An 18,242-nucleotide genomic window follows, 5' to 3' on the forward strand; every position below is an offset into this window, starting at 1 on the left:
CAAACCAAGATACGTCAATATGCCTGACATAAATTTCGCGACTCCTTCTCAAGACGCTGCCGGGCCGCGGCCGGCCGCAGACGACGGAGGCAATTTGCGCTGGGATATCATCGAACTGCTGTTCTTCGCCTATCGCGATTTCGTCGGCGATCCCGACCAGGAGCTGGAGGCATTCGGCTTCGGCCGGGCCCATCACCGCGTCATGCACTTCGTCTATCGTTATCCCGGGCTCAAGGTCGCCGACCTCCTCGACGTCCTGCGCATCACCAAGCAATCGCTCGGCCGGGTGCTCAAGCAGCTCCTCGACGAGGGCTACATCGTGCAGAAGACCGGCGACAATGATCGCCGCCAACGCCTGCTGTTTGCGACACCGAAGGGCGAGGCGCTGGTGCAGAAGCTCGCCGGCCTCCAGACCACGCGCATCACCAAGGCGCTCGCCGAGATGGCGCCGCAGGATGCCGAGACCGTCAAGCGCTTCCTGCGCGCGATGATCGACCGCGACGATCCGGACAAGGTGCTCGAGACGATCTTTGCCACCGTCAATCAGGACAAGGAGTGACCGTGCCGCTCGCTGCCACGCTCGCACGCCCGCCGGCACGCCCCGCCGACGATGCCCCGCATCTCCTGCTGGTCGACGACGACCGCCGCATCCGCGATCTGCTCTCACGCTTCCTTGCAGGCGAAGGCTATCGCGTCTCGACCGCCGCCAGCGCCAGCGACGCTCGCGCGAAGCTGATGGGCCTGCACTTCGACCTCTTGATCCTCGATGTCATGATGCCCGGCGAGACCGGCTTCGATCTCGCCCGTTTCATCCGGACCTCGTCCTCGGTGCCGATCGTGATGCTGACGGCGCGGCACGAAGCCGAAGCGCGCATCGAGGGCCTGCAGATCGGTGCCGACGACTACGTCGCAAAGCCGTTCGAGCCGCGCGAGCTTGCGCTGCGCATCAACAACATCCTCAAGCGCGCCGCGCCGCCGCCGCAGGCCGCTGCGGTCGAGAAGATCGCGTTTGGCCCGTACATTTATCACCTCGACCGCGGCGAATTGCGTCAGGGCGAAGACGTCATTCACCTCACCGACCGCGAGCGCGAGATGCTGCGGATTTTATCGGAGACACCGGGCGAGACCGTGCCGCGCAGCGCGCTGACCGGCAATGGCAGCGTCAACGAGCGCGCCGTCGACGTGCAGATCAACCGCCTGCGGCGCAAGATCGAGACCGATCCCGCCAATCCGCTGTTCCTCCAGGCCGTGCGCGGCATCGGCTATCGGCTGGTAGCCTCGCCATAATAAAGTGAAGCGCCACCGATGAGCACGATCGATACCGGCCTGACGCTTTTGAAGAGCGCCGCCGGCCGCGTCTCTGCCGCCAATGGCTGGATGGGCAACGCCTTCAAGGGCTGGATGCCGACCGGCCTCTACGCGCGTGCGCTGCTGATCATGATCGTGCCGATGGTGATCCTGCAATCGGTGGTCGCCTTCGTGTTCATGGAGCGGCACTGGAACACGGTGACACGCCGCCTGTCGGCCGCCGTGGTGCAGGACATCGCCGCGCTGATCGACGTCTACAAGGGCTATCCGCAAGACCGGGATCGCGACCAGATCCGCCGCATCGCGCAGCAGCGCCTCGGCCTCGTCGTCGATTTCCTCCCGGCCGGCGACATGCCGCCGCCGGGACCAAAGCCGTTCTTCTCGCTGCTCGACCAGACGCTGTCGGTGCAGCTCGGCCGCCAGATCGGGCGCTCCTTCTGGATCGACACGGTCGGCCGCTCCAACCTTGTCGAGATCCGGATCCAGCTCGACGACGCCGTGATGCGCGTGTTCGCGCAACGCAGCGCCGCCTATGCCTCGAACTCGGAGATTTTCCTGTTCTGGATGGTCGGCACGTCCTCGATCCTGCTGATCGTCGCGGTGCTATTCCTGCGCAACCAGATCAAGCCGATCCTGCGACTTGCCGACGCCGCCGAAAGCTTCGGCAAGGGCCGCGAGGCGCCGAATTTCCGCCCGCGCGGCGCGCGCGAGGTGCGGCGCGCATCGGTCGCCTTCCTCGAAATGAAATCGCGCATCGAGCGAACGATGGAGCAGCGCACCGCAATGCTCGCCGGCGTCAGCCACGATCTGCGCACGATCCTGACGCGGTTCAAGCTCGAGCTGGCGCTGATCGGCGACAGCCCCGAAATGGAGGGCATGCGCAAGGACGTCGACGAGATGTCGATGATGCTCGAGGACTACCTCGCCTTTGCCCGGGGCGATTCCGGCGAGCAGTCGCAGCCGACCGACATGGCGCAAGCGCTCGAGGAGCTGCGCAGCGACGCCGAACGCCACGGCCACACGGCGACCGTCGCGTTCAACGGGCTGCCCGTGGTCACGGTAAAGCCGGCCTCGTTCAAGCGCTGCCTCGCCAACCTCGTCACCAACGCCGCCCGCTACGGCAAGAGCATCGCCATTACCGGCCAGCGCGATCACCGTTATTTGACAGTGACGGTCGACGACGACGGGCCGGGCATTCCCGCCCATCTGCGCGAAGAGGTGTTCAAGCCATTCCTGCGGCTGGACAACGCCCGCAACCAGGACGAAGGCGGCACGGGTCTTGGCCTCGCGATCGCCCGCGATATAGCGCGTTCGCACGGCGGCGACATCACGCTTGGCGACAGCCCGATGGGCGGATTAAGGGCGAGCGTGCGGATACCGGTGTAACCGGTGATGTAGCCCGGATGGAGCGTAGCGCAATCCGGGATTCTTTCTTCGCGATCGATGCACCGGCCCCGGATTCGCTTCGCTCCATCCGGGCTACGATCTTCCCTACTTCGGCAACAGCGCTTTCAGCTTGTCCATGTCGCGCACGTTCATCTTGAAGCCGCCGGGCATCACGATATCGCCGGGCTTCTGGTCCGGCTTGCAGGCCCCCAGCCATTTCGCTTCGAGCTGCATGGTCGTGTCGCGGCCTGCCGCGCCGGCGGCGCCGCCTTGCGCGTGCGACGACGTCTTCACCGTATAGGCCGAATTGAAATCGCCTGATATCTCAGCATGCGAGGTCGTGCTGATGCCGGCGACGCTACACTCGGAATCGCTGACATAGCCAGTCGCGGTCTTCTTGATGTCCTGCTTGGCGCAGATCTGCTTGGCCATCGGCGAGACGTTGTTGTTCATCTCCTTGTCGACGGTCTCGTCGGTGCAGTGCTGCATGGTCATCTCGGGCACGGGCGTGCCGGTCCTGACCATCTTCAATTCCCACAGGCCCGCCTTGCGCACCGGCAGGTCTTCAGCGCGAGCGCTGCCTGCCGACAAGACGAAGCAAAGTGCAGAGCCGAGCAAAGCGAGTTTGCGCGTCATGTGGGAAGCTCCCGGCTGCGAGATAGCGGCGTTGCGAAAGCGCCTCAGTAGAGCGTGCGGATCGGCTGCTCGGCGGCGCCATAGGGCACCCAGCGGCAGGAGAACGAGATGTAGCCGCCCTCATAGGCCTGCACCGCCAGGAATTTGGCGACCTTGCCGTAGCGCGCGCAGTGATCGACCGCGACCTGCCGCGCATCGGTCTGGGTTGCCATCGAATAGGCGATGATGCCGCCGGTGTCGTTGCCCTTGAACGGAGGCACCGGAAGCAGATCGGCGCGCGCCGACTGGCTCGCCATCATACCCAGGGCAAGAAGGCCCGCGGCCGCAATGATTCGCATTCCCGTCACTCCGATTGGTTGGCGGCAGTTTACGGTGCCAGCGCGGCGGTGGAAAGAACGGAAGGCCCCTCTAGTGCAGCATTGCGGTCAACTCGTCGGCAAGTGTTGCCGCGCTGCACTTGACCTCCTCCGGCCTTCGCGGCACCGTCGGACCCTCGCAGATCATGCTGTCTGGATCATCCATGCGCGCCTCGACCTTCCTGAAATCGCTCCGCTTCGCCGCCGTGCTCGGCCTCCTGTTCGGGGCGCTGTCGCTCGGCGAGGCCAGGGCTGCCAATCCGCTGGAGCTGAATTTCTGGCTGAGCGGGCCGCGCTATGACGGCAATGTCTCCGAATGCGACAGGGCGCTGCCGACGATCGCCAGCCAGTTCTGGGAGAAAGAAAGCTCGTTCTGGAATTCCTCATTGAAGATCACCGGCTTCGCCGCGGTTCACGAGACCGCGTTCCGGCCCTGGGCATCCGACAACATTCCTCGCCGCTATTGCACCGGCGAGGCCATGCTCACGGACGGCAAGATGCGCAAGGTGCACTTCTCGATCGTCGAGGATGGCGGCTTCGCCGGCTACGGTCAGGGCGTCGAATGGTGCGTGGTTGGGCTCGACCGCAACTGGGCCTACAACCCGGCCTGCCGCGCCGCCAAACAATAATCGAAGAAGTCCGGATCGGAGCGGTCAGGCGGCCGAACGACGGTCGCCCGAATTTTGTTCTTGAAATGTTCCTATCGCCTGCTAGGCTGATCTGCACAGTCTAGTTGAGGGGCGTCGCCATGTTTCATTCCAGATTGCATTCGTTCTCCCGTCTGATGATCTCGCTGACGCTTGCAGCCGGGTTGGCTGCATTGGCCGGTGGCGCCAAGGCCCAGGACAAGCGGCAGAACACGCCCGGCGAATTCGATTTTTATGTGCTGTCGCTGTCGTGGTCGCCCTCCTTCTGCGAGGAGGCGGCGGAGCGCGGCGGCCGCTCGCAGATCCAGTGCAGCGGACGGCCCTACGCTTTCGTGGTCCACGGTCTGTGGCCGCAATATGAGAACGGTTTTCCGGAATATTGCCAGCGGCCGTCGCCGCGGCTGAACCGCAGCATCGTCTCCTCCATGCTCGATCTGATGCCGGCGCCGGGGCTGATCTTCAACGAGTGGGACAAGCACGGCACCTGCTCGGGGCTGGCCGACCGCAGTTATTTCGAGACGATCCGGAAGGCGCGCGCTGCAATCAAGATTCCGGCCGAATATCTCGATCTATCGCAGGCCAAGACCGTGGCGCCGGCGGAGGTGGAAGAGGCCTTCATCAAGGCCAATCCGGGCCTCAGCAATGCCGCCGTCTCGATCACCTGCAACCGGACGCGGCTATCGGAAGTCCGCATCTGCCTCAGCAAGGACCTGCAATTCCGCGCCTGCGAGGAGATCGACCGCCGCGCCTGCCGCCGCGACCAAGTGACAATGCCGCCGATCCGGGGTGGGTAGCCCAGGCGTCGTGCCTCTTTGCTCAAGCCGTCACGTGGCGTAGTGCTCTTGCATGAATTACCGCCACGCCTTCCATGCCGGCAGCTTCGCCGATGTCATCAAGCACATCGTGCTGGCACGCATCATCACCTACCTCCAGGACAAGCCGGGTGCGTTCCGCGTCATCGACACCCATGCCGGCGCCGGCCTCTACGATCTCGAAAGCGACGAGGCACGCCGCGGCGGCGAGTGGCTGACGGGCATTGGGCGGCTGATGCAGGCGCGGCTGTCGAACGACGCCATGGCGCTGACCAAGCCCTATCTCGACATCGTCCGCGCCTTCAATCCGAAGGGCGAGCTCAAGGCCTATCCGGGCTCGCCGCTGATCGCGCGCGCCCTGATGCGGCCGCAGGACCGCCTCGTCGCCTGCGAACTCGAGCCGAAGGCGCGGAAAGCGCTGATCGGCGTGCTCCGCCACGACGAGCAGGCCCGCGTGGTCGACCTCGACGGCTGGATGGCACTGCCGGCTTTCGTGCCGCCAAAGGAACGGCGCGGGATCGTCCTGATCGACCCGCCGTTCGAGGCCAAGGACGAGTTCGACAAGCTCGGCGAGGCCTTCTCGGCGGCCTTCGCGAAATGGCCGACCGGTATCTATGTAATCTGGTATCCCGCCAAGAGCCGGCGGGCCACTGATGCGCTGGTGCAATCAGTGGCGCGGCTCGCAGCCGTCGCAAAGCCGCCGGGAAAATGCCTGCGGCTTGAATTCAGCGTAGCGCCGCAAGCCGACGGCGCAGCCCTCACCTCCACCGGGCTCTTGATCGTCAATCCCCCTTACACATTGCACGGCGAGCTCAAGACGATCCTGCCGGAGCTGGAAATGCCCCTCGGCCAGGGTGGCGCTGCCAGATTCCGATTAGAGGTGCCGAGGCCGTAACACTCCGGCATCTTGGGAAAAATATGCAGGAGCGGTGGTCAATCTGCAGAGAACCGTATTATGCTGTTTCAGTGACTGGCTTTACGTTCCGCTTCCGCGAATGGTTGCGGCGGAGTGAAGGCCTAAGAAAGATCCAGTCGGACCGAATGGTCTGCCCAAGGATGGCCAGCTCCCGGGCTTCGTAAGGCCCGGTCATGTCGTGACGTGCGTCTGCGTCACGACGGAGGAGCAATGAGGGGGAGTTTCCCGATGGCCATGACGGGAACGGTCAAGTTTTTCAACGGTGAGCGCGGCTACGGATTCATCAAACCGGACGACGGGGGCCGCGACGTCTTCGTGCATATTACTGCTGTGGAGCGGGCCGGACTGAAGGACCTTGCCGAAGGACAGCGTATTACTTTCGAAGTCGAGCCGGACAAGAAGGGCAAGGGGCCGAAGGCGGTCGATTTGGTCATCTTGTCCTAGCGAGTCCGACGCGAAAACACCGGCGAAAAAAAATCCCGGCCGCGAGCGGCCGGGAGGCTGTAGTCCGGTATTTTCTTCTTTGGGTATCAGAAGTGATAGTTCACGCCTGCGCGCACAACGCTGGCGCTATAGCCGTTTGACACGCCTGTAATCGCGAACTGACTCGTCGACAGATCGATGTAGAGATATTCGAGCTTGGCGCTCCAGTTCGGCGCGAAGCCGACTTCCGCACCAGCACCAATGGTCCAACCGGCGCTGGTGTGCGACTCCGTCCAGCCGAACGTCTGTGCACGCAGCTCGCCGAAGGCGAGGCCCGCCGTGCCGTAGAACAGCACGTTGCTGAAGGCGTAGCCGGCGCGGCCGCGCAGGGTGCCGAACCACGGATTGGAGAACTTCCACGGCGCGAAAGTGTCGTCGGCACCGGCGGCCTGGATGTCGCCCTCGACGCCGAACACCCAAGGACCGTTCTGGAAATTGTAGCCGGCCTGAACGCCGCCGACGAAGCCCGACGGTTTTGCGGGATTGTTGTTCACCGAGCCCCATTCGTAGCCGAGATTGGCACCGAGATACGGACCGGCCCAGCTATAGGCGTTGAGCGGCTGATTGACCGTGTAGGGCGCACGCTGCCCGTAATTGAGATCGGCGGCCTCTGCCGAAGCCGTCCAGCCGACTGCAGCCAACGCGGCTGCGCCCACAACGAGCCCCTTCATCACACACTCCAACGCAACTGTCCCAACCGGTGCGATGCCCGCGCCGCCGCGCGAGGCAAAACCGCATGGTTACGGAACCACGACTTTTTCGCGTACGATTTATCGAGAGTTTTAAGTTAAAGGCCTGTTAAGTCGGGTTACCGCGCTGTTAACAGGCTTAAGTAAGCGTTACCGGGAACTGCGCCGCCATCCTGTGCGTGCCGCACGGCCGGAACTTCAAATCGGCACCCGCAGCGCCTAAATTCGCACCATGGTTCACGATTCCACCGACAATCCGGGCGACGCACGCGTACGCAAACCCGTGCACGGCAACGCGCCCGATGTCCCGCCCCAGGAAACGGAAGCGGCGCCGCCGGACCTCGATCCCGCCACCGCAAGCGGCGACGACGAGGACGACGCACGGCTGCCGGACATCCTGGAAGAGAGCGGCACGGTCGGCGAAGAGCCACTGGCGACCGGCCACGAGGCGATCGAACGCGCGGTCCGCCTCGCCCCCACCTCGCCCGGCGTCTATCGCATGCTCAACGCCAGTGCCGACGTGCTCTATGTCGGCAAGGCCAAGAACGTCAAAAAGCGCCTGTCGAACTATGCGCGCCAGAGTGCGCCGCAGCCGGCGCGCATCCTGCGCATGATCGCCGCCACGGTTACGGTGGAAATCATCTCGACCCACACCGAGACCGAGGCGCTGCTGCTGGAGGCCAACCTCATCAAGCAGCTTCGGCCGCGCTTCAACGTGCAGCTGCGCGACGACAAGTCGTTTCCCTATATCCTGATCACGGGCGACCATTGGGCGCCGCAGATCTTGAAGCATCGCGGCGCGCAGACGCGGCCCGGTCGCTATTTCGGCCCGTTCGCCTCCGCGGGCGCCGTCAACCGCACCATCACCGCACTTCAGCGCGCGTTCCTGATCCGCTCCTGCACGGATTCCTTCTTCGAGAGCCGTTCGCGGCCCTGCCTGCTCTACCAGATCCGCCGTTGCGCCGGCCCCTGCACACGTGAGATCGACTTCCCCGGCTACACGACCCTGGTGCGCGAGGCGAGCGACTTCCTGTCCGGCAAGAGCCATGCGGTGAAACAGGAGCTTGCTAGCGAGATGGAGAAGGCCTCCGGCGAGCTCGAATTCGAAAGCGCCGCGCTCTACCGCGACCGCCTCGCTGCGTTGTCCGCGATCCAGTCGCAGCAGGGGATCAATCCGCGCACCGTGGAAGAAGCCGACGTGTTCGCCATCCACCAGGAGGGCGGCTTCTCCTGCGTCGAGGTATTCTTCTTCCGCACCGGGCAGAACTGGGGCAACCGCGCCTATTTCCCGCGCGCGGAGAAGACCTATACGCCGGAAGAGGTGCTCGGCTCCTTCCTCGCCCAGTTCTACGACGACAAGCCGCCGCCGAGGAATATCCTGCTCTCGCACGAGATCGAGGAGAGCGAGCTGCTCGCCAACGCGCTGTCGATCAAGGCCGGCCGCAAGGTCGAGGTTTCCATGCCGAAGCGCGGCGAGAAGAAGGAGCTCGTCACCCACGCGCTCACCAACGCGCGCGAGGCCCTGGGCCGCAAGCTCGCGGACACCGCGACGCAGAGCCGGCTGCTGGACGCCATGGCCACGACCCTGAGCCTGCCACATGCGCCGAAGCGGATTGAAGTCTACGACAACAGCCACATCCAGGGCACCAACGCAGTCGGCGCCATGATCGTTGCCGGCCCGGACGGTTTTGTGAAAAACCAGTACCGCAAGTTCAACATCAAGTCGGAAGGGATCACGCCGGGCGACGACTTCGCCATGATGCGCGAAGTGCTGGAGCGCCGCTTCAAGCGCCTGATCAACCCGCCCGAAGAGGGCGCGGCCAAAACCAAGGACGACGACTTCCCGCAATGGCCCGATCTCGTGATCATCGACGGCGGCCGCGGCCAGCTCAACGCGGTCCGGGAAATCTTTGCAAACCTCGGCCTGACCCAGGTGGCGCTGATGTCGGTCGCCAAGGGGCCGGACCGGGATGCCGGCCGCGAGACCCTGTTCATGCCGGAGCGCGAGGCGATCAAGCTGGAGCCGCGCGACCCCGTACTCTATTTCATCCAGCGGCTGCGGGACGAGGCGCACCGCTTCGTCATCGGTTCGCACCGCAAGCTGCGCAAGAAGGACATCCGCGAGGCCGGCTTGCAGGAGATTCCGGGCATCGGTCCGTCACGCAAACGTGCCTTGCTGCACCATTTCGGAACCCTGAAGGAGATCGAACGGGCTTCGATCACCGATCTCGGCAAGGTTCCGGGGGTGAGCGCCGAGAGCGCCCGCAGGATTTTCGAGTATTTCCATCCCCAGCCGGGGTGAAATAAAGGGGGGCCGCGGTCATATGGTCGTCGCATCCCGCACCCCATTTGGGGAGCGGAACGGTTGACCTTCAGGCTGCAGCGGTATTGGTAGGACGGATGAACATCGCCACGACACGAGGGACCACCAGCCGCGCGATGTCCCTCCCGAACATCCTGACCTACGGCCGGATCGCCGCGATCCCGGTCGTGGTCGGCTGCATCTACGCACAGTCGATCATGGACGGCCCGCTGTGGCTGCGCTGGGTCGCGGTCGCCATTTTCATCGCGGCTGCGGTCACCGACTACCTCGACGGCTATTACGCGCGGATATGGAATCAGCAATCGGCGTTCGGCCGGATGCTCGATCCGATCGCCGACAAGCTGCTGGTCGCCTCGTGCCTGCTGATGCTGGCTGCCGACGGCATCATTCACGGCTGGTCGCTATGGGCCGCCATCGTGATCCTGTGCCGCGAGATCCTGGTCTCGGGCCTGCGCGAATATCTTGCCGCGCTGCGCGTCAGCGTGCCCGTGACCAAGCTTGCGAAGTGGAAGACGACGGTTCAGCTCATCGCCATCGGCTTCCTGCTGGCTGGTCCGGCCGGCGATGAGGTGGTGCCCATGGTCTCGATGATCGGACTGGCGCTGCTCTGGGCCTCGGCGATCCTCACCATGTACACCGGCTACGACTATTTCGGCGCCGGCATCCATCACCTTATCAAGGAGGATGAGGGATGAAGGTGAAGTACTTCGCCTGGGTGCGCGAGCGCGTCGGCAAGGCCGAGGAGACCATCGAGCCGCCCGCAACCGTGCGCACCGTGGAAGAGCTGATCGCCTGGCTGTCCGGCCAAAGCGAAGCCTACGCCTACGCGTTCGAGAAGCCGAAGGTGATCCGTACCGCGATCGACCATGCCCACGTCAAGTCGGACGCCGCGATCGCGGGCGCTCGCGAGATCGCGTTCTTCCCGCCGATGACCGGCGGCTAGACCATGCCCGGCACCACCTGCCCCGTCACCATCCGTATCCAGCAGGACGATTTCGACATCGCGCGCGAGATCGCGGTGCTGACCGGGAACCGCACCGACATCGGTGCGGTCGTGAGCTTTTCCGGCATCTGCCGCAGCGACGAGGACAGCGCGAAGATCGCCGCGCTCTCGCTCGAGCATTATCCTGGCATGGCCGAGGAGGAGATCAGGCGCCATGCCGACGAGGCCACCTCGCGTTGGCCTCTCAACGGCGTCACGGTGATCCATCGCGTCGGCCGGTTCATGCCCGGTCAGAACATCGTGCTGGTGCTGACCGCCTCGCAGCACCGCCAGGCAGCGTTCCAGGCAGCCGAGTTCCTGATGGATTATCTCAAGACCACCGCGCCGTTCTGGAAGAAGGAAGAGAGCGCCTCCGGCACCGGCTGGGTCGAGGCCCAGGCCCGCGACGATGAAGCCGCCGCACGCTGGACCCGATCCTGATGGCAACAACATCCAAAAAGAGCGTGCGCGGCCGCGCCGCGCCAAAGCTCGCGAAAGTAGGCCGCGGAGAGCTTCTCACGCTGGTCGATTTCGTCCGCTATGCGGTGAGCCGCTCCAATGAGGCGAAGCTCGCCTTTGCTCATGGCACGCCCGATCCAGTCGCGGAAGCGGCCTTCCTGGTCTGTGAAGCCCTGCATCTGCACCCCGAGCAGTTCGAGATTTTTGCTAACGCGCGCGTCACGGCCGCCGAGGGCAGGACGATCATCGATCTCATCCATCAGCGCGTCACCACGCGTAAACCGGCTGCCTATCTCGTCAACAAGATCTACATGCGCGGCCTGCCGTTCTATGTCGACGAGCGCGTCATCGTTCCCCGCTCCTTTATCGGCGAGTTGCTGGAATCGCATTTCGGCGGCGACGGCGAAGCCGGCTCGCTGATCGATGACCCCACCGCGGTCGAGCGGGTGCTCGATCTCTGCACGGGGTCGGGATGCCTTGCGATCCTCGCCGCCCAGCATTTTCCGAACGCCACGATCGACGCCGTCGATATCTCCAAGGGCGCGGTCGACGTCGCCAGACGGAATGTCGGCGAATACGGGCTCGATGACCGGATCAGCCTGCATCGCGGCGACCTGTTCGCCCCGCTCGGTGACACCAAATACGACCTGATCATCACCAACCCGCCTTATGTCGACGCCGAAGGCATGGCTGCGTTGCCGCCGGAGTGCCGGGCCGAGCCGAAGCTCGCCTTTGACGGCGGCGCCGACGGTCTCGACGTGGTGCGCCGGATCCTGCGCGACGCGCCCGACCACCTGACGCCGCATGGTGGGCTGATCTGCGAGATCGGCCGCGGCCGCGAATTGGTCGACGAGGCCTTTCCTGAACTGCCGCTGCTCTGGCTCGACACCGAGGACTCCGAGGGCGAAGTGTTCTGGATCGCGGCAGCCGATCTCGGTTGATCCATCACGGCGGTCCGACCTCGTTCGGAACAAGTCAAATACCGCCACGTTCATCCCCCGACGAATTTTCTCGCACTCGGAGGATAACCGCATGCTTGCGCCATCGGGCGAATTGCTGCGCGCTGGCGTCGCGCTCAAGCTCAACCATCTCAAGCGCGCCGCCCAATCCTATGCCCGTGACCGGAGCAATCAGGCCACTGGGCGCATGACCTCGTACGCGACTGCGGCCGGACTGCTCGCGGTTGCGGGCTTGTTCGTCGTCGCAGCCTTCTTCGTCGGCCTGATCGCGCTGTACCGCTGGGTTGCAATCCATTACGGGCAATTCTGGGGGTTCGGCGCCGTTGGCGGCGTGCTCCTGATCCTGGCCGCCGCCTGCGCGGGCGTGGCCATGGCCCAGATGAAGCGCAAGACCAAGCCGATCGTGCCGCTCGCCAGCCGCCTGCGCGTGGCGATCGCCACCCCGCGCATCCCGCGCGGAACGGTGAAACAGGCGGTGAAAGAGGTCGCGACGACAATTCCCCTGGCGCCGCTCGCGCCGGGCGAACGAGGGCATGAACCAGGACATGGCGGCAGCACGTGGCCGGCTCGGTCCAACCGGCCCGTGCAAGTCGGGCTGATGCTCGCAGCCGTTGGGCTGGTCGGCCTCACGGCCGCGCGCCGGCGGCGTCACGGCCACGGAGCGGAGACCTGAAATGCCTATACGGCGCGCCGAACAATTTGACAGCTGGCTGTTGGTGGCAGCCACGACCGTGTTCGTGCTCACCGCGGAACGGTATTTCCAGGATTCCGGCATGGTCCGGGCGGGACCTCCGCACGACCACCGCAAAGGCGAGGCGAATTCGCCGGAAACGAGCCCGGTGGGTGCAGCCTCGCAGCCCGGCCGCGGCCGCCGCGCGAAAAGCCCGTTCGCGATCCCTTGGGCGGGCTGGAAGGACGTCTTCTGGCGCACCTATCAGCGCATCGACGACGATCGCCTGCTCGCGACCGCCGGCGGCGTCGTCTTTTTCGGGCTGCTCGCGATCTTTCCCGCCATCACGGCTCTGGTTTCGTTCTATGGCCTCTTCGCCGACCCCTCGAGGATCAGTTCCAACCTGCAATCGCTCGCGATGATGCTGCCCGAAGGCGCGTTCCAGATCGTCGAGGACCAGGTCGCCCGGGTCGTGTCGAACGGCGGCGCGACCCTTGGTTTCACTTTCCTGTTTGGCCTCTTGCTCGCGATCTGGAGCGCCAATGCCGGCGTCAAGGCCATCTTCGACGCCATCAACGTCGCCTATGAAGAGCGTGAAAAGCGCAGCTTCATCCGGCTGAACTCAGTCTCGCTGGCTTTCACGGTCGGTGGCATCGTTGCCCTGCTCCTGATGGTAGGCGCTGTCGTCGCCTTTCCGCTCGCGCTCAATCACCTCGGCATGGCGCCCGAAAGCAAGACGATCGTGGCGCTGGCGCGATGGCCAGTGCTGTTCGTCATTCTCCTTGCCGCGCTCGCCGTCCTCTACCGCTTCGCGCCCAGCCGCGACGCCCCACGCTGGCAATGGCTGAGCGTCGGAGCGGTGGCGGCCGCGATCCTCTGGATCGCCGGCTCGGCGCTGCTGTCCTGGTATCTCTCGGAATTCGCCAATTACAATGCGACCTACGGCTCGCTCGGCGCTGCGATCGGCTTGATGATGTGGATGTGGATGTCGGCCATCGTCGTCATGTTCGGGGCCGAGCTGAATTCGGAGATCGAACGGCAGACCCTGCGCGACACGACCACCGGGCCGCCCAAGCCGCTTGGCACCCGCCAGGCCGTCTCGGCCGACACGGTCGGCGCTGCGGCGCCATCCTGACTCCGAGATCGGGCCGCTATCCCCTCGAATCAACAATGATGTTAAGCTCATGCCGCTTGGGGGAGCATGCGGCGTGACGGGTTCGATACGCCACCCGTGTTTTCCCGGTCAGGCAGTCAGCTCTTGAGGCGTAACGCGCGGCATGATTCGTATTTCGACGATCTTCATCGCCATCTGCATGGTTCTGGTCGCCGCCTCGCTCGGGCTCGTGCTCTACGCAGTCGCCGGCATCAGCGGAACCGAATCCGCGATCGTGGCACTGACGGTGCTGACCTTCCTGATCCTCTACAATGCAGTGTCGATGCGACTGCGCGACCGCAGCGACGTCGGCGGCCAGATCACCGACCTTTCGCGCGGCACCGCCGACCTCGCCCGCCAGGTCGCCGAGTTCGGCCGCCGGCTTGCCACGATCGAAGCACGCATCGCCTCCTCCAATTCGACCAACTCCGACCGCATCCAGTCGGTGGTCGGCGAGATCAACGAGCTCGGCGGGTTGGTCAGGCAGCTCGCCACCACCGTGTCGGCCCATGAGGATCTGATGGCCGGCCACGCGCCGGTGCCGGCCCCCGCTCCGGTCGCAAGGCAGGAGCCGGAGGCGCCGCTCGACCTGATGGCCACGTTCGAGGAGGAGCGCCCGGCTGCCCCTCCCCCGGCGCCCGCGCCGCAGCCGCGGCCGTCAGCGCCGGCGATCCAGACCCAGACCGCCAATCCGGTTCAGACCGCCAACGGCCGCAACCCGACCCAATTGCTGGCGACGCTCCGCAACGCGATCGACGAGAACCGCATCGACATCTTCCTGCAGCCGATGGTGACGCTGCCGCAGCGCAAGGTCCGCTTCTACGAGGCCGTGACGCGCCTGCGCGACGAGCGCGACCAGTTGGTCGCGGCTGAGGAGTTCATCAGCATCGCGGAGGCCTCCGGCCTGATCGGGCGCATCGACAACATGGTGATGCTGCGCTGCGTGCAGGTGCTGCGACGGCTGATGGTACGCAACAAGGAGGTCGGCGTGTTCTGCAACGTCGCGGCTTCCACGCTCGGCAATTCGACGACCTTCGCGCAATACCTCGATTTCCTCGAAGCCAACCGGGCGCTGGCGCCCTCGCTGGTGCTGGAATTCAAGCAATCGACCTTCCGCAATCTCGGCCCGGCCGAGACCGAGAATCTCGCCGCGCTCGCCCAGCGCGGCTTCCGTTTCTCGATCGACCATGTCACCGATTTGCGTATCGAACCGCGCGAGCTCGCCGATCGCGGCGTGCGCTTCATCAAGGTGCCGGCCTCGCTCCTGCTCGACGCCAGGCAGGCTTCGGCCTCGGACATCCACCCTTCCGACCTCTCCGACCTGCTCGGCCGCTTCGGCATCGACCTGATCGCCGAGCGGATCGAGGGCGAGCGCGCCGTGATCGACCTGCTCGACTATGACGTGCGGTTCGGCCAGGGGTTCCTGTTCGCGCCGCCCCGACCATTGCGGCCGGAGGGGTCATCTGCTACCGCCGCGCCGAACCAGGCACAGGACACCCAGGGATCCAATGGCTCCGGCACCCCCAGCTCAAGCGCGACGTCGGCTGCGTCTGCGCCACAGCGCGTCACCGGCAACGCCGCGCTCGCGCGCCGGATCTGATCGGCCGCACGCATCATGACCACACTGCATTTCGCCGAAAGCCTGCGTGAACTCGTGGCGGGCGTGAACGTCGTACTCAGCGACATCTGGGGCGTGGTCCATAACGGCCTCGAATCCTTCCCCGAAGCCTGCGAGGCGCTGCACACCTATCGTAGCCGCGGCGGTACGGTCATCCTGATCACCAACGCGCCGCGCCCGGCAGACTCGGTGCAGCGGCAATTGCGCAAGCTCGGCGTCGCCGACGAGACCTACGACGCGATCGTGTCTTCAGGCGACCTGACGCGGCTCTATGTCGCCGACCATCCCGGCCGCAAGATGTTCTGGCTCGGCCCCGAGCGCGACAACTCGATCTACCGCGGCCTCGATGCGGTGACCGCGCCGCTGGAGCAGGCAGATTACATCGTCTGCACCGGCCTCTATGACGACGAGACCGAAACGGCGGAAGACTATCGCGGCATGATGCTGAAGGCGCGCGAGCGCAAGCTGACGCTGGTTTGTGCCAACCCGGACATCGTGGTGGAACGCGGCGACCGGCTGATCTATTGCGCCGGCGCGATCGCGGAGCTCTATCGCGAGCTCGGCGGCGAGGTGATCTTCTACGGCAAGCCGCACCGGCCGATCTACGAGCGCGCGATGGCGCTCGCCGGCGAACGCCAGGGCCACCAGATCGACCGCAAAAAGGTGCTCGCGATTGGCGATTCCGTCCGGACCGACCTCACCGGCGCGCGCGAGTTCGGGATCGATTGCCTGTTCGTGACCCGCGGCATCCATGCCGAGGAGTTCGAGGGTCTCGACCAGCTCGACCCGGCTTCGGTGCTGGAATTGTTCGGCCATCCGCCGAAGGCGCTGATGCGCGAACTGAAGTGGTGATGGCTACGGCTTGAAGCGTCGCCTACCAAGACCAATTGCTAAGCCCCCGGACGCCGTCATGGCCGGGCATAGTCGGCCGTAGGACGGCGTCGCTCCCGCTCGCCTACGCCCCGGCCATCCACGCCTTCTTTGCAGCTCCAAGAACGTGGATGCCCGGGACAGGCCCGGGCATGACGATCCCAATGATGGATTATTATCCGGCCAAGCGCGCCTTACGCGCTTGCCATGTCCGGGAAGACCGCCTCGATCTTGGTCTTCAGCGTTGCCGCGTTGAACGGCTTGACGATGTAGTTGTTCACGCCGGCCTTCTTGGCCGCGATCACGTTCTCGGTCTTCGATTCGGCCGTGATCATGATGAAGGGCGTGGTGGCGAGGTTCGGATCCGCGCGCACTTCGCGCAGCAGGTCGTAACCCGTCATCGGCTCCATGTTCCAGTCGGAAATCACGAGCCCGTACTTCTTGCCGCGCATCTTGTTCAGCGCTGCCGAACCGTCGCTTGCATCATCGATATTCTCGAAGCCAAGCTGCTTCAGGAGGTTCCTGATGATACGGATCATGGTGCTGTAGTCGTCAACCACCAGAACCGACATCGACAAATCAACCGCCATCTCGACTCCCCCAACGCAAACCCAGGAAATATTTACGATCGGACCTGCCGGGCCGGAGCCCCGCGGTTCCACGCCCAAGGACTAGCACCAAGGCGTTAAACAGCGCGTTAACTGGGAACGCCCCCGGTGGACTGAAATCGCATTCGATGCGGCCGCCCCCTCCCGCTTGACTTCATCCGGCCCGTCGCGCCACGGTCCCGGCCGGTCCCGCCGGTTCGAGAATTCCCCTGATGGCTCCGCATTTTACCGTTATCCGCGACACCACGCCGGACTCCGCCATTGCAAGGGGTGCCGTGGTCGCCATGGGCAATTTCGACGGCGTTCATCTCGGCCATCGCGCCGTGATCGCCGCAGCCCTGGAAATGGGCAGGATACATGGCCGCCCTGCTCTGGCATTGACCTTCGAGCCGCATCCGCGCCGGTTTTTCAGCCCCAACACCCCGCAATTCCGCCTGACGGATGAGCGTGCCAAGCTGCGGCTTCTGGCCGGCACCGGACTGGACGGCGCCGTGGTCATGACCTTCGACAAGTCCCGCGCCGGGACCAGCGCGCAAGACTTCATTCACCATGACCTGATCGGGCGCCTGGGCATCGGTGGAATCGCCGTCGGCTACGACTTCCATTTCGGCAAGGGTCGGGTCGGCTCGCCGAGCCTCCTTGTCAACGAGGCGCCCCGGCTCGGCATCGAGGTCGACGTGCAGCCGCATGTCGATATCGACGAGCGGCCGGTCTCTTCCAGCGCGATCCGGATCGCGCTCGCCGAAGGCCAACTCGACGAGGCCACGGCCATGCTCGGCGCGCCCTGGTTCATCACCGGCGAGGTCATCCACGGCGAGAAGCGCGGCCGCGACCTCGGATATCCCACCGCCAACATCCGCCTCGATGCCAATTGCGGCCTCAAGCACGGCATCTATGCGGTGCGAGTCGGCCGCGGCGCGGAGCGGCTCGACGGCGTGGCAAGCTTCGGCCGCCGCCCGACCTTCGATAACGGCGCACCGCTGCTGGAAATCTTCCTGTTCGACTTCAAGGGTGATCTTTACGGACAGACGCTCGACTGCGCCTTTATCGGCTTCATCCGCGAGGAGCTGAAATTCGACAGCCTGGAGGCCCTGATCCGCCAGATGGACGACGATTCCGCCCGCGCCCGGGCCATGCTCGCCGCCGCCCCGAACGCGTTTCCGAGGCTTGGCGTCATCGATTAAGGTCGGAAACCGGCCCGCCGAGACCTTTTGCGCTTCCTCCGCCCCCCTGCTATGGAGAGGCCATGTTTGCGCGGCGCATCATAGGGATTAGCGGCCCGGCTTCCGCCTGAGCCTTCGGCTCGGCGCAAGACCGGGATGTTGTCGTTTCACCCGCGATTCCGCATCGCCATCCGTTCCCGCGCC

Annotated in this window: 21 protein-coding genes; 17 read left to right on the forward strand and 4 right to left on the reverse strand. The window is 64.9% G+C overall.

All coding sequences use genetic code 11. The features are described from left to right. Window positions 1–19: 19 nt before the first annotated feature. The 3 genes from ABIB66_RS18785 to ABIB66_RS18795 are packed head-to-tail and all read left to right on the forward strand — an operon-like array spanning window position 20 to window position 2,694. Window positions 20–559, forward strand: coding sequence for a MarR family winged helix-turn-helix transcriptional regulator (locus tag ABIB66_RS18785; protein ID WP_007596846.1), 540 nt, complete (start codon window positions 20–22; stop codon window positions 557–559). Further along, the gene (locus ABIB66_RS18790; protein ID WP_275172442.1) at window positions 556–1,287 is read left to right on the forward strand and encodes a response regulator; all 732 of its coding nucleotides are present in this window, start codon (window positions 556–558) and stop codon (window positions 1,285–1,287) included. The genes ABIB66_RS18785 and ABIB66_RS18790 overlap by 4 nt, the downstream gene beginning before the upstream one ends. A gap of 18 nt (window positions 1,288–1,305) precedes the next feature. Further along, window positions 1,306–2,694, forward strand: coding sequence for an ATP-binding protein (locus tag ABIB66_RS18795; protein WP_275172441.1), 1,389 nt, complete (start codon window positions 1,306–1,308; stop codon window positions 2,692–2,694). Window positions 2,695–2,799: 105 nt separating this feature from the next. Here ABIB66_RS18795 and ABIB66_RS18800 read toward each other — a convergent pair whose 3' ends face one another. Both ABIB66_RS18800 and ABIB66_RS18805 read right to left on the reverse strand, forming a co-directional pair. Then, window positions 2,800–3,330: a DUF3617 domain-containing protein gene (locus ABIB66_RS18800; protein ID WP_354255190.1), complete on the reverse strand. Its 531-nt coding sequence runs from the start codon at window positions 3,328–3,330 to the stop codon at window positions 2,800–2,802. 44 nt (window positions 3,331–3,374) lie between these two features. Continuing rightward, the gene (locus ABIB66_RS18805) at window positions 3,375–3,668 is read right to left on the reverse strand and encodes a hypothetical protein (RefSeq protein WP_354208219.1); all 294 of its coding nucleotides are present in this window, start codon (window positions 3,666–3,668) and stop codon (window positions 3,375–3,377) included. Window positions 3,669–3,850: 182 nt separating this feature from the next. Here ABIB66_RS18805 and ABIB66_RS18810 point away from each other — a divergent pair, with 182 nt between their 5' ends. The 4 genes from ABIB66_RS18810 to ABIB66_RS18825 all read left to right on the forward strand — a co-directional run bounded on the left by ABIB66_RS18810 (window position 3,851) and on the right by ABIB66_RS18825 (window position 6,505). Then, the gene (locus tag ABIB66_RS18810; protein ID WP_027565385.1) at window positions 3,851–4,315 is read left to right on the forward strand and encodes a hypothetical protein; all 465 of its coding nucleotides are present in this window, start codon (window positions 3,851–3,853) and stop codon (window positions 4,313–4,315) included. 119 nt (window positions 4,316–4,434) lie between these two features. Continuing rightward, window positions 4,435–5,127: a ribonuclease T2 family protein gene (locus ABIB66_RS18815; protein ID WP_354208220.1), complete on the forward strand. Its 693-nt coding sequence runs from the start codon at window positions 4,435–4,437 to the stop codon at window positions 5,125–5,127. A 52-nt stretch (window positions 5,128–5,179) separates the two neighbouring features. Beyond that, window positions 5,180–6,040, forward strand: coding sequence for a 23S rRNA (adenine(2030)-N(6))-methyltransferase RlmJ (locus tag ABIB66_RS18820; protein ID WP_354208221.1), 861 nt, complete (start codon window positions 5,180–5,182; stop codon window positions 6,038–6,040). 249 nt (window positions 6,041–6,289) lie between these two features. Next, a complete protein-coding gene (locus tag ABIB66_RS18825; RefSeq protein ID WP_092029496.1) occupies window positions 6,290–6,505 on the forward strand; it encodes a cold-shock protein in 216 nt (71 codons plus the stop codon). Window positions 6,506–6,591: 86 nt separating this feature from the next. Here ABIB66_RS18825 and ABIB66_RS18830 read toward each other — a convergent pair whose 3' ends face one another. Beyond that, window positions 6,592–7,215: an outer membrane protein gene (locus tag ABIB66_RS18830; protein WP_275172436.1), complete on the reverse strand. Its 624-nt coding sequence runs from the start codon at window positions 7,213–7,215 to the stop codon at window positions 6,592–6,594. A 250-nt stretch (window positions 7,216–7,465) separates the two neighbouring features. Here ABIB66_RS18830 and uvrC point away from each other — a divergent pair, with 250 nt between their 5' ends. The 9 genes from uvrC to ABIB66_RS18875 all read left to right on the forward strand — a co-directional run bounded on the left by uvrC (window position 7,466) and on the right by ABIB66_RS18875 (window position 16,249). Further along, window positions 7,466–9,535: an excinuclease ABC subunit UvrC gene (gene uvrC, locus ABIB66_RS18835; RefSeq protein ID WP_354255193.1), complete on the forward strand. Its 2,070-nt coding sequence runs from the start codon at window positions 7,466–7,468 to the stop codon at window positions 9,533–9,535. Window positions 9,536–9,633: 98 nt separating this feature from the next. Next, window positions 9,634–10,251, forward strand: a complete 618-nt coding sequence (gene pgsA, locus ABIB66_RS18840; protein ID WP_007596859.1) for a CDP-diacylglycerol--glycerol-3-phosphate 3-phosphatidyltransferase — start codon at window positions 9,634–9,636, stop codon at window positions 10,249–10,251. Further along, entirely contained in the window at window positions 10,248–10,499 is a 252-nt protein-coding gene (moaD, locus tag ABIB66_RS18845) for a molybdopterin converting factor subunit 1 (protein WP_018318355.1), read from the forward strand. Before pgsA ends, moaD begins: the two co-directional genes overlap by 4 nt. Before the next feature lie 3 nt (window positions 10,500–10,502). Further along, a complete protein-coding gene (locus ABIB66_RS18850) occupies window positions 10,503–10,979 on the forward strand; it encodes a molybdenum cofactor biosynthesis protein MoaE (protein WP_354255196.1) in 477 nt (158 codons plus the stop codon). Then, window positions 10,979–11,938 (forward strand): 50S ribosomal protein L3 N(5)-glutamine methyltransferase, encoded by a 960-nt coding sequence (gene prmB, locus ABIB66_RS18855; protein ID WP_354208224.1) that lies wholly within the window; start codon window positions 10,979–10,981, stop codon window positions 11,936–11,938. Before ABIB66_RS18850 ends, prmB begins: the two co-directional genes overlap by 1 nt. A 91-nt stretch (window positions 11,939–12,029) precedes the next feature. Then, window positions 12,030–12,629, forward strand: coding sequence for a phage holin family protein (locus ABIB66_RS18860; protein ID WP_354208225.1), 600 nt, complete (start codon window positions 12,030–12,032; stop codon window positions 12,627–12,629). A 1-nt stretch (window position 12,630) separates the two neighbouring features. Beyond that, window positions 12,631–13,761 carry a YihY/virulence factor BrkB family protein gene (locus ABIB66_RS18865; protein ID WP_354208226.1) on the forward strand — a complete coding sequence of 377 codons (1,131 nt, stop codon included), beginning with the start codon at window positions 12,631–12,633 and terminating at the stop codon, window positions 13,759–13,761. Window positions 13,762–13,903: 142 nt separating this feature from the next. Continuing rightward, window positions 13,904–15,379 (forward strand): EAL domain-containing protein, encoded by a 1,476-nt coding sequence (locus ABIB66_RS18870; RefSeq protein WP_354208227.1) that lies wholly within the window; start codon window positions 13,904–13,906, stop codon window positions 15,377–15,379. A gap of 15 nt (window positions 15,380–15,394) precedes the next feature. Beyond that, the gene (locus ABIB66_RS18875; protein WP_354208228.1) at window positions 15,395–16,249 is read left to right on the forward strand and encodes a TIGR01459 family HAD-type hydrolase; all 855 of its coding nucleotides are present in this window, start codon (window positions 15,395–15,397) and stop codon (window positions 16,247–16,249) included. 212 nt (window positions 16,250–16,461) lie between these two features. Here the strand turns inward: ABIB66_RS18875 and ABIB66_RS18880 are convergent, their stop codons facing one another. Next, a complete protein-coding gene (locus ABIB66_RS18880) occupies window positions 16,462–16,857 on the reverse strand; it encodes a response regulator (RefSeq protein ID WP_007596883.1) in 396 nt (131 codons plus the stop codon). 230 nt (window positions 16,858–17,087) lie between these two features. Here ABIB66_RS18880 and ABIB66_RS18885 point away from each other — a divergent pair, with 230 nt between their 5' ends. Then, window positions 17,088–18,059: a bifunctional riboflavin kinase/FAD synthetase gene (locus tag ABIB66_RS18885; protein ID WP_354208229.1), complete on the forward strand. Its 972-nt coding sequence runs from the start codon at window positions 17,088–17,090 to the stop codon at window positions 18,057–18,059. The last annotated feature ends 183 nt before the right edge of the window (window positions 18,060–18,242 follow it).

Origin of the sequence: Bradyrhizobium sp. F1.13.3, from assembly GCF_040548265.1 — a bacterium.
In the GTDB taxonomy this organism is placed as follows: Bacteria; Pseudomonadota; Alphaproteobacteria; order Rhizobiales; family Xanthobacteraceae; genus Bradyrhizobium.

Coding starts and splice junctions, on each gene's coding strand:
- ABIB66_RS18785 (WP_007596846.1), top strand. CDS start 20: ATGCCTGACATAAATTTCGCGACTCCTTCTCAAGACGCTGCCGGGCCG.
- ABIB66_RS18795 (WP_275172441.1), top strand. CDS start 1,306: ATGAGCACGATCGATACCGGCCTGACGCTTTTGAAGAGCGCCGCCGGC.
- ABIB66_RS18800 (WP_354255190.1), bottom strand. CDS start 3,330: ATGACGCGCAAACTCGCTTTGCTCGGCTCTGCACTTTGCTTCGTCTTG.
- ABIB66_RS18805 (WP_354208219.1), bottom strand. CDS start 3,668: ATGCGAATCATTGCGGCCGCGGGCCTTCTTGCCCTGGGTATGATGGCG.
- ABIB66_RS18810 (WP_027565385.1), top strand. CDS start 3,851: ATGCGCGCCTCGACCTTCCTGAAATCGCTCCGCTTCGCCGCCGTGCTC.
- ABIB66_RS18815 (WP_354208220.1), top strand. CDS start 4,435: ATGTTTCATTCCAGATTGCATTCGTTCTCCCGTCTGATGATCTCGCTG.
- ABIB66_RS18820 (WP_354208221.1), top strand. CDS start 5,180: ATGAATTACCGCCACGCCTTCCATGCCGGCAGCTTCGCCGATGTCATC.
- ABIB66_RS18825 (WP_092029496.1), top strand. CDS start 6,290: ATGGCCATGACGGGAACGGTCAAGTTTTTCAACGGTGAGCGCGGCTAC.
- ABIB66_RS18830 (WP_275172436.1), bottom strand. CDS start 7,215: ATGAAGGGGCTCGTTGTGGGCGCAGCCGCGTTGGCTGCAGTCGGCTGG.
- uvrC (WP_354255193.1), top strand. CDS start 7,466: ATGGTTCACGATTCCACCGACAATCCGGGCGACGCACGCGTACGCAAA.
- pgsA (WP_007596859.1), top strand. CDS start 9,634: ATGAACATCGCCACGACACGAGGGACCACCAGCCGCGCGATGTCCCTC.
- moaD (WP_018318355.1), top strand. CDS start 10,248: ATGAAGGTGAAGTACTTCGCCTGGGTGCGCGAGCGCGTCGGCAAGGCC.
- ABIB66_RS18850 (WP_354255196.1), top strand. CDS start 10,503: ATGCCCGGCACCACCTGCCCCGTCACCATCCGTATCCAGCAGGACGAT.
- prmB (WP_354208224.1), top strand. CDS start 10,979: ATGGCAACAACATCCAAAAAGAGCGTGCGCGGCCGCGCCGCGCCAAAG.
- ABIB66_RS18860 (WP_354208225.1), top strand. CDS start 12,030: ATGCTTGCGCCATCGGGCGAATTGCTGCGCGCTGGCGTCGCGCTCAAG.
- ABIB66_RS18865 (WP_354208226.1), top strand. CDS start 12,631: ATGCCTATACGGCGCGCCGAACAATTTGACAGCTGGCTGTTGGTGGCA.
- ABIB66_RS18870 (WP_354208227.1), top strand. CDS start 13,904: ATGATTCGTATTTCGACGATCTTCATCGCCATCTGCATGGTTCTGGTC.
- ABIB66_RS18875 (WP_354208228.1), top strand. CDS start 15,395: ATGACCACACTGCATTTCGCCGAAAGCCTGCGTGAACTCGTGGCGGGC.
- ABIB66_RS18880 (WP_007596883.1), bottom strand. CDS start 16,857: ATGGCGGTTGATTTGTCGATGTCGGTTCTGGTGGTTGACGACTACAGC.
- ABIB66_RS18885 (WP_354208229.1), top strand. CDS start 17,088: ATGGCTCCGCATTTTACCGTTATCCGCGACACCACGCCGGACTCCGCC.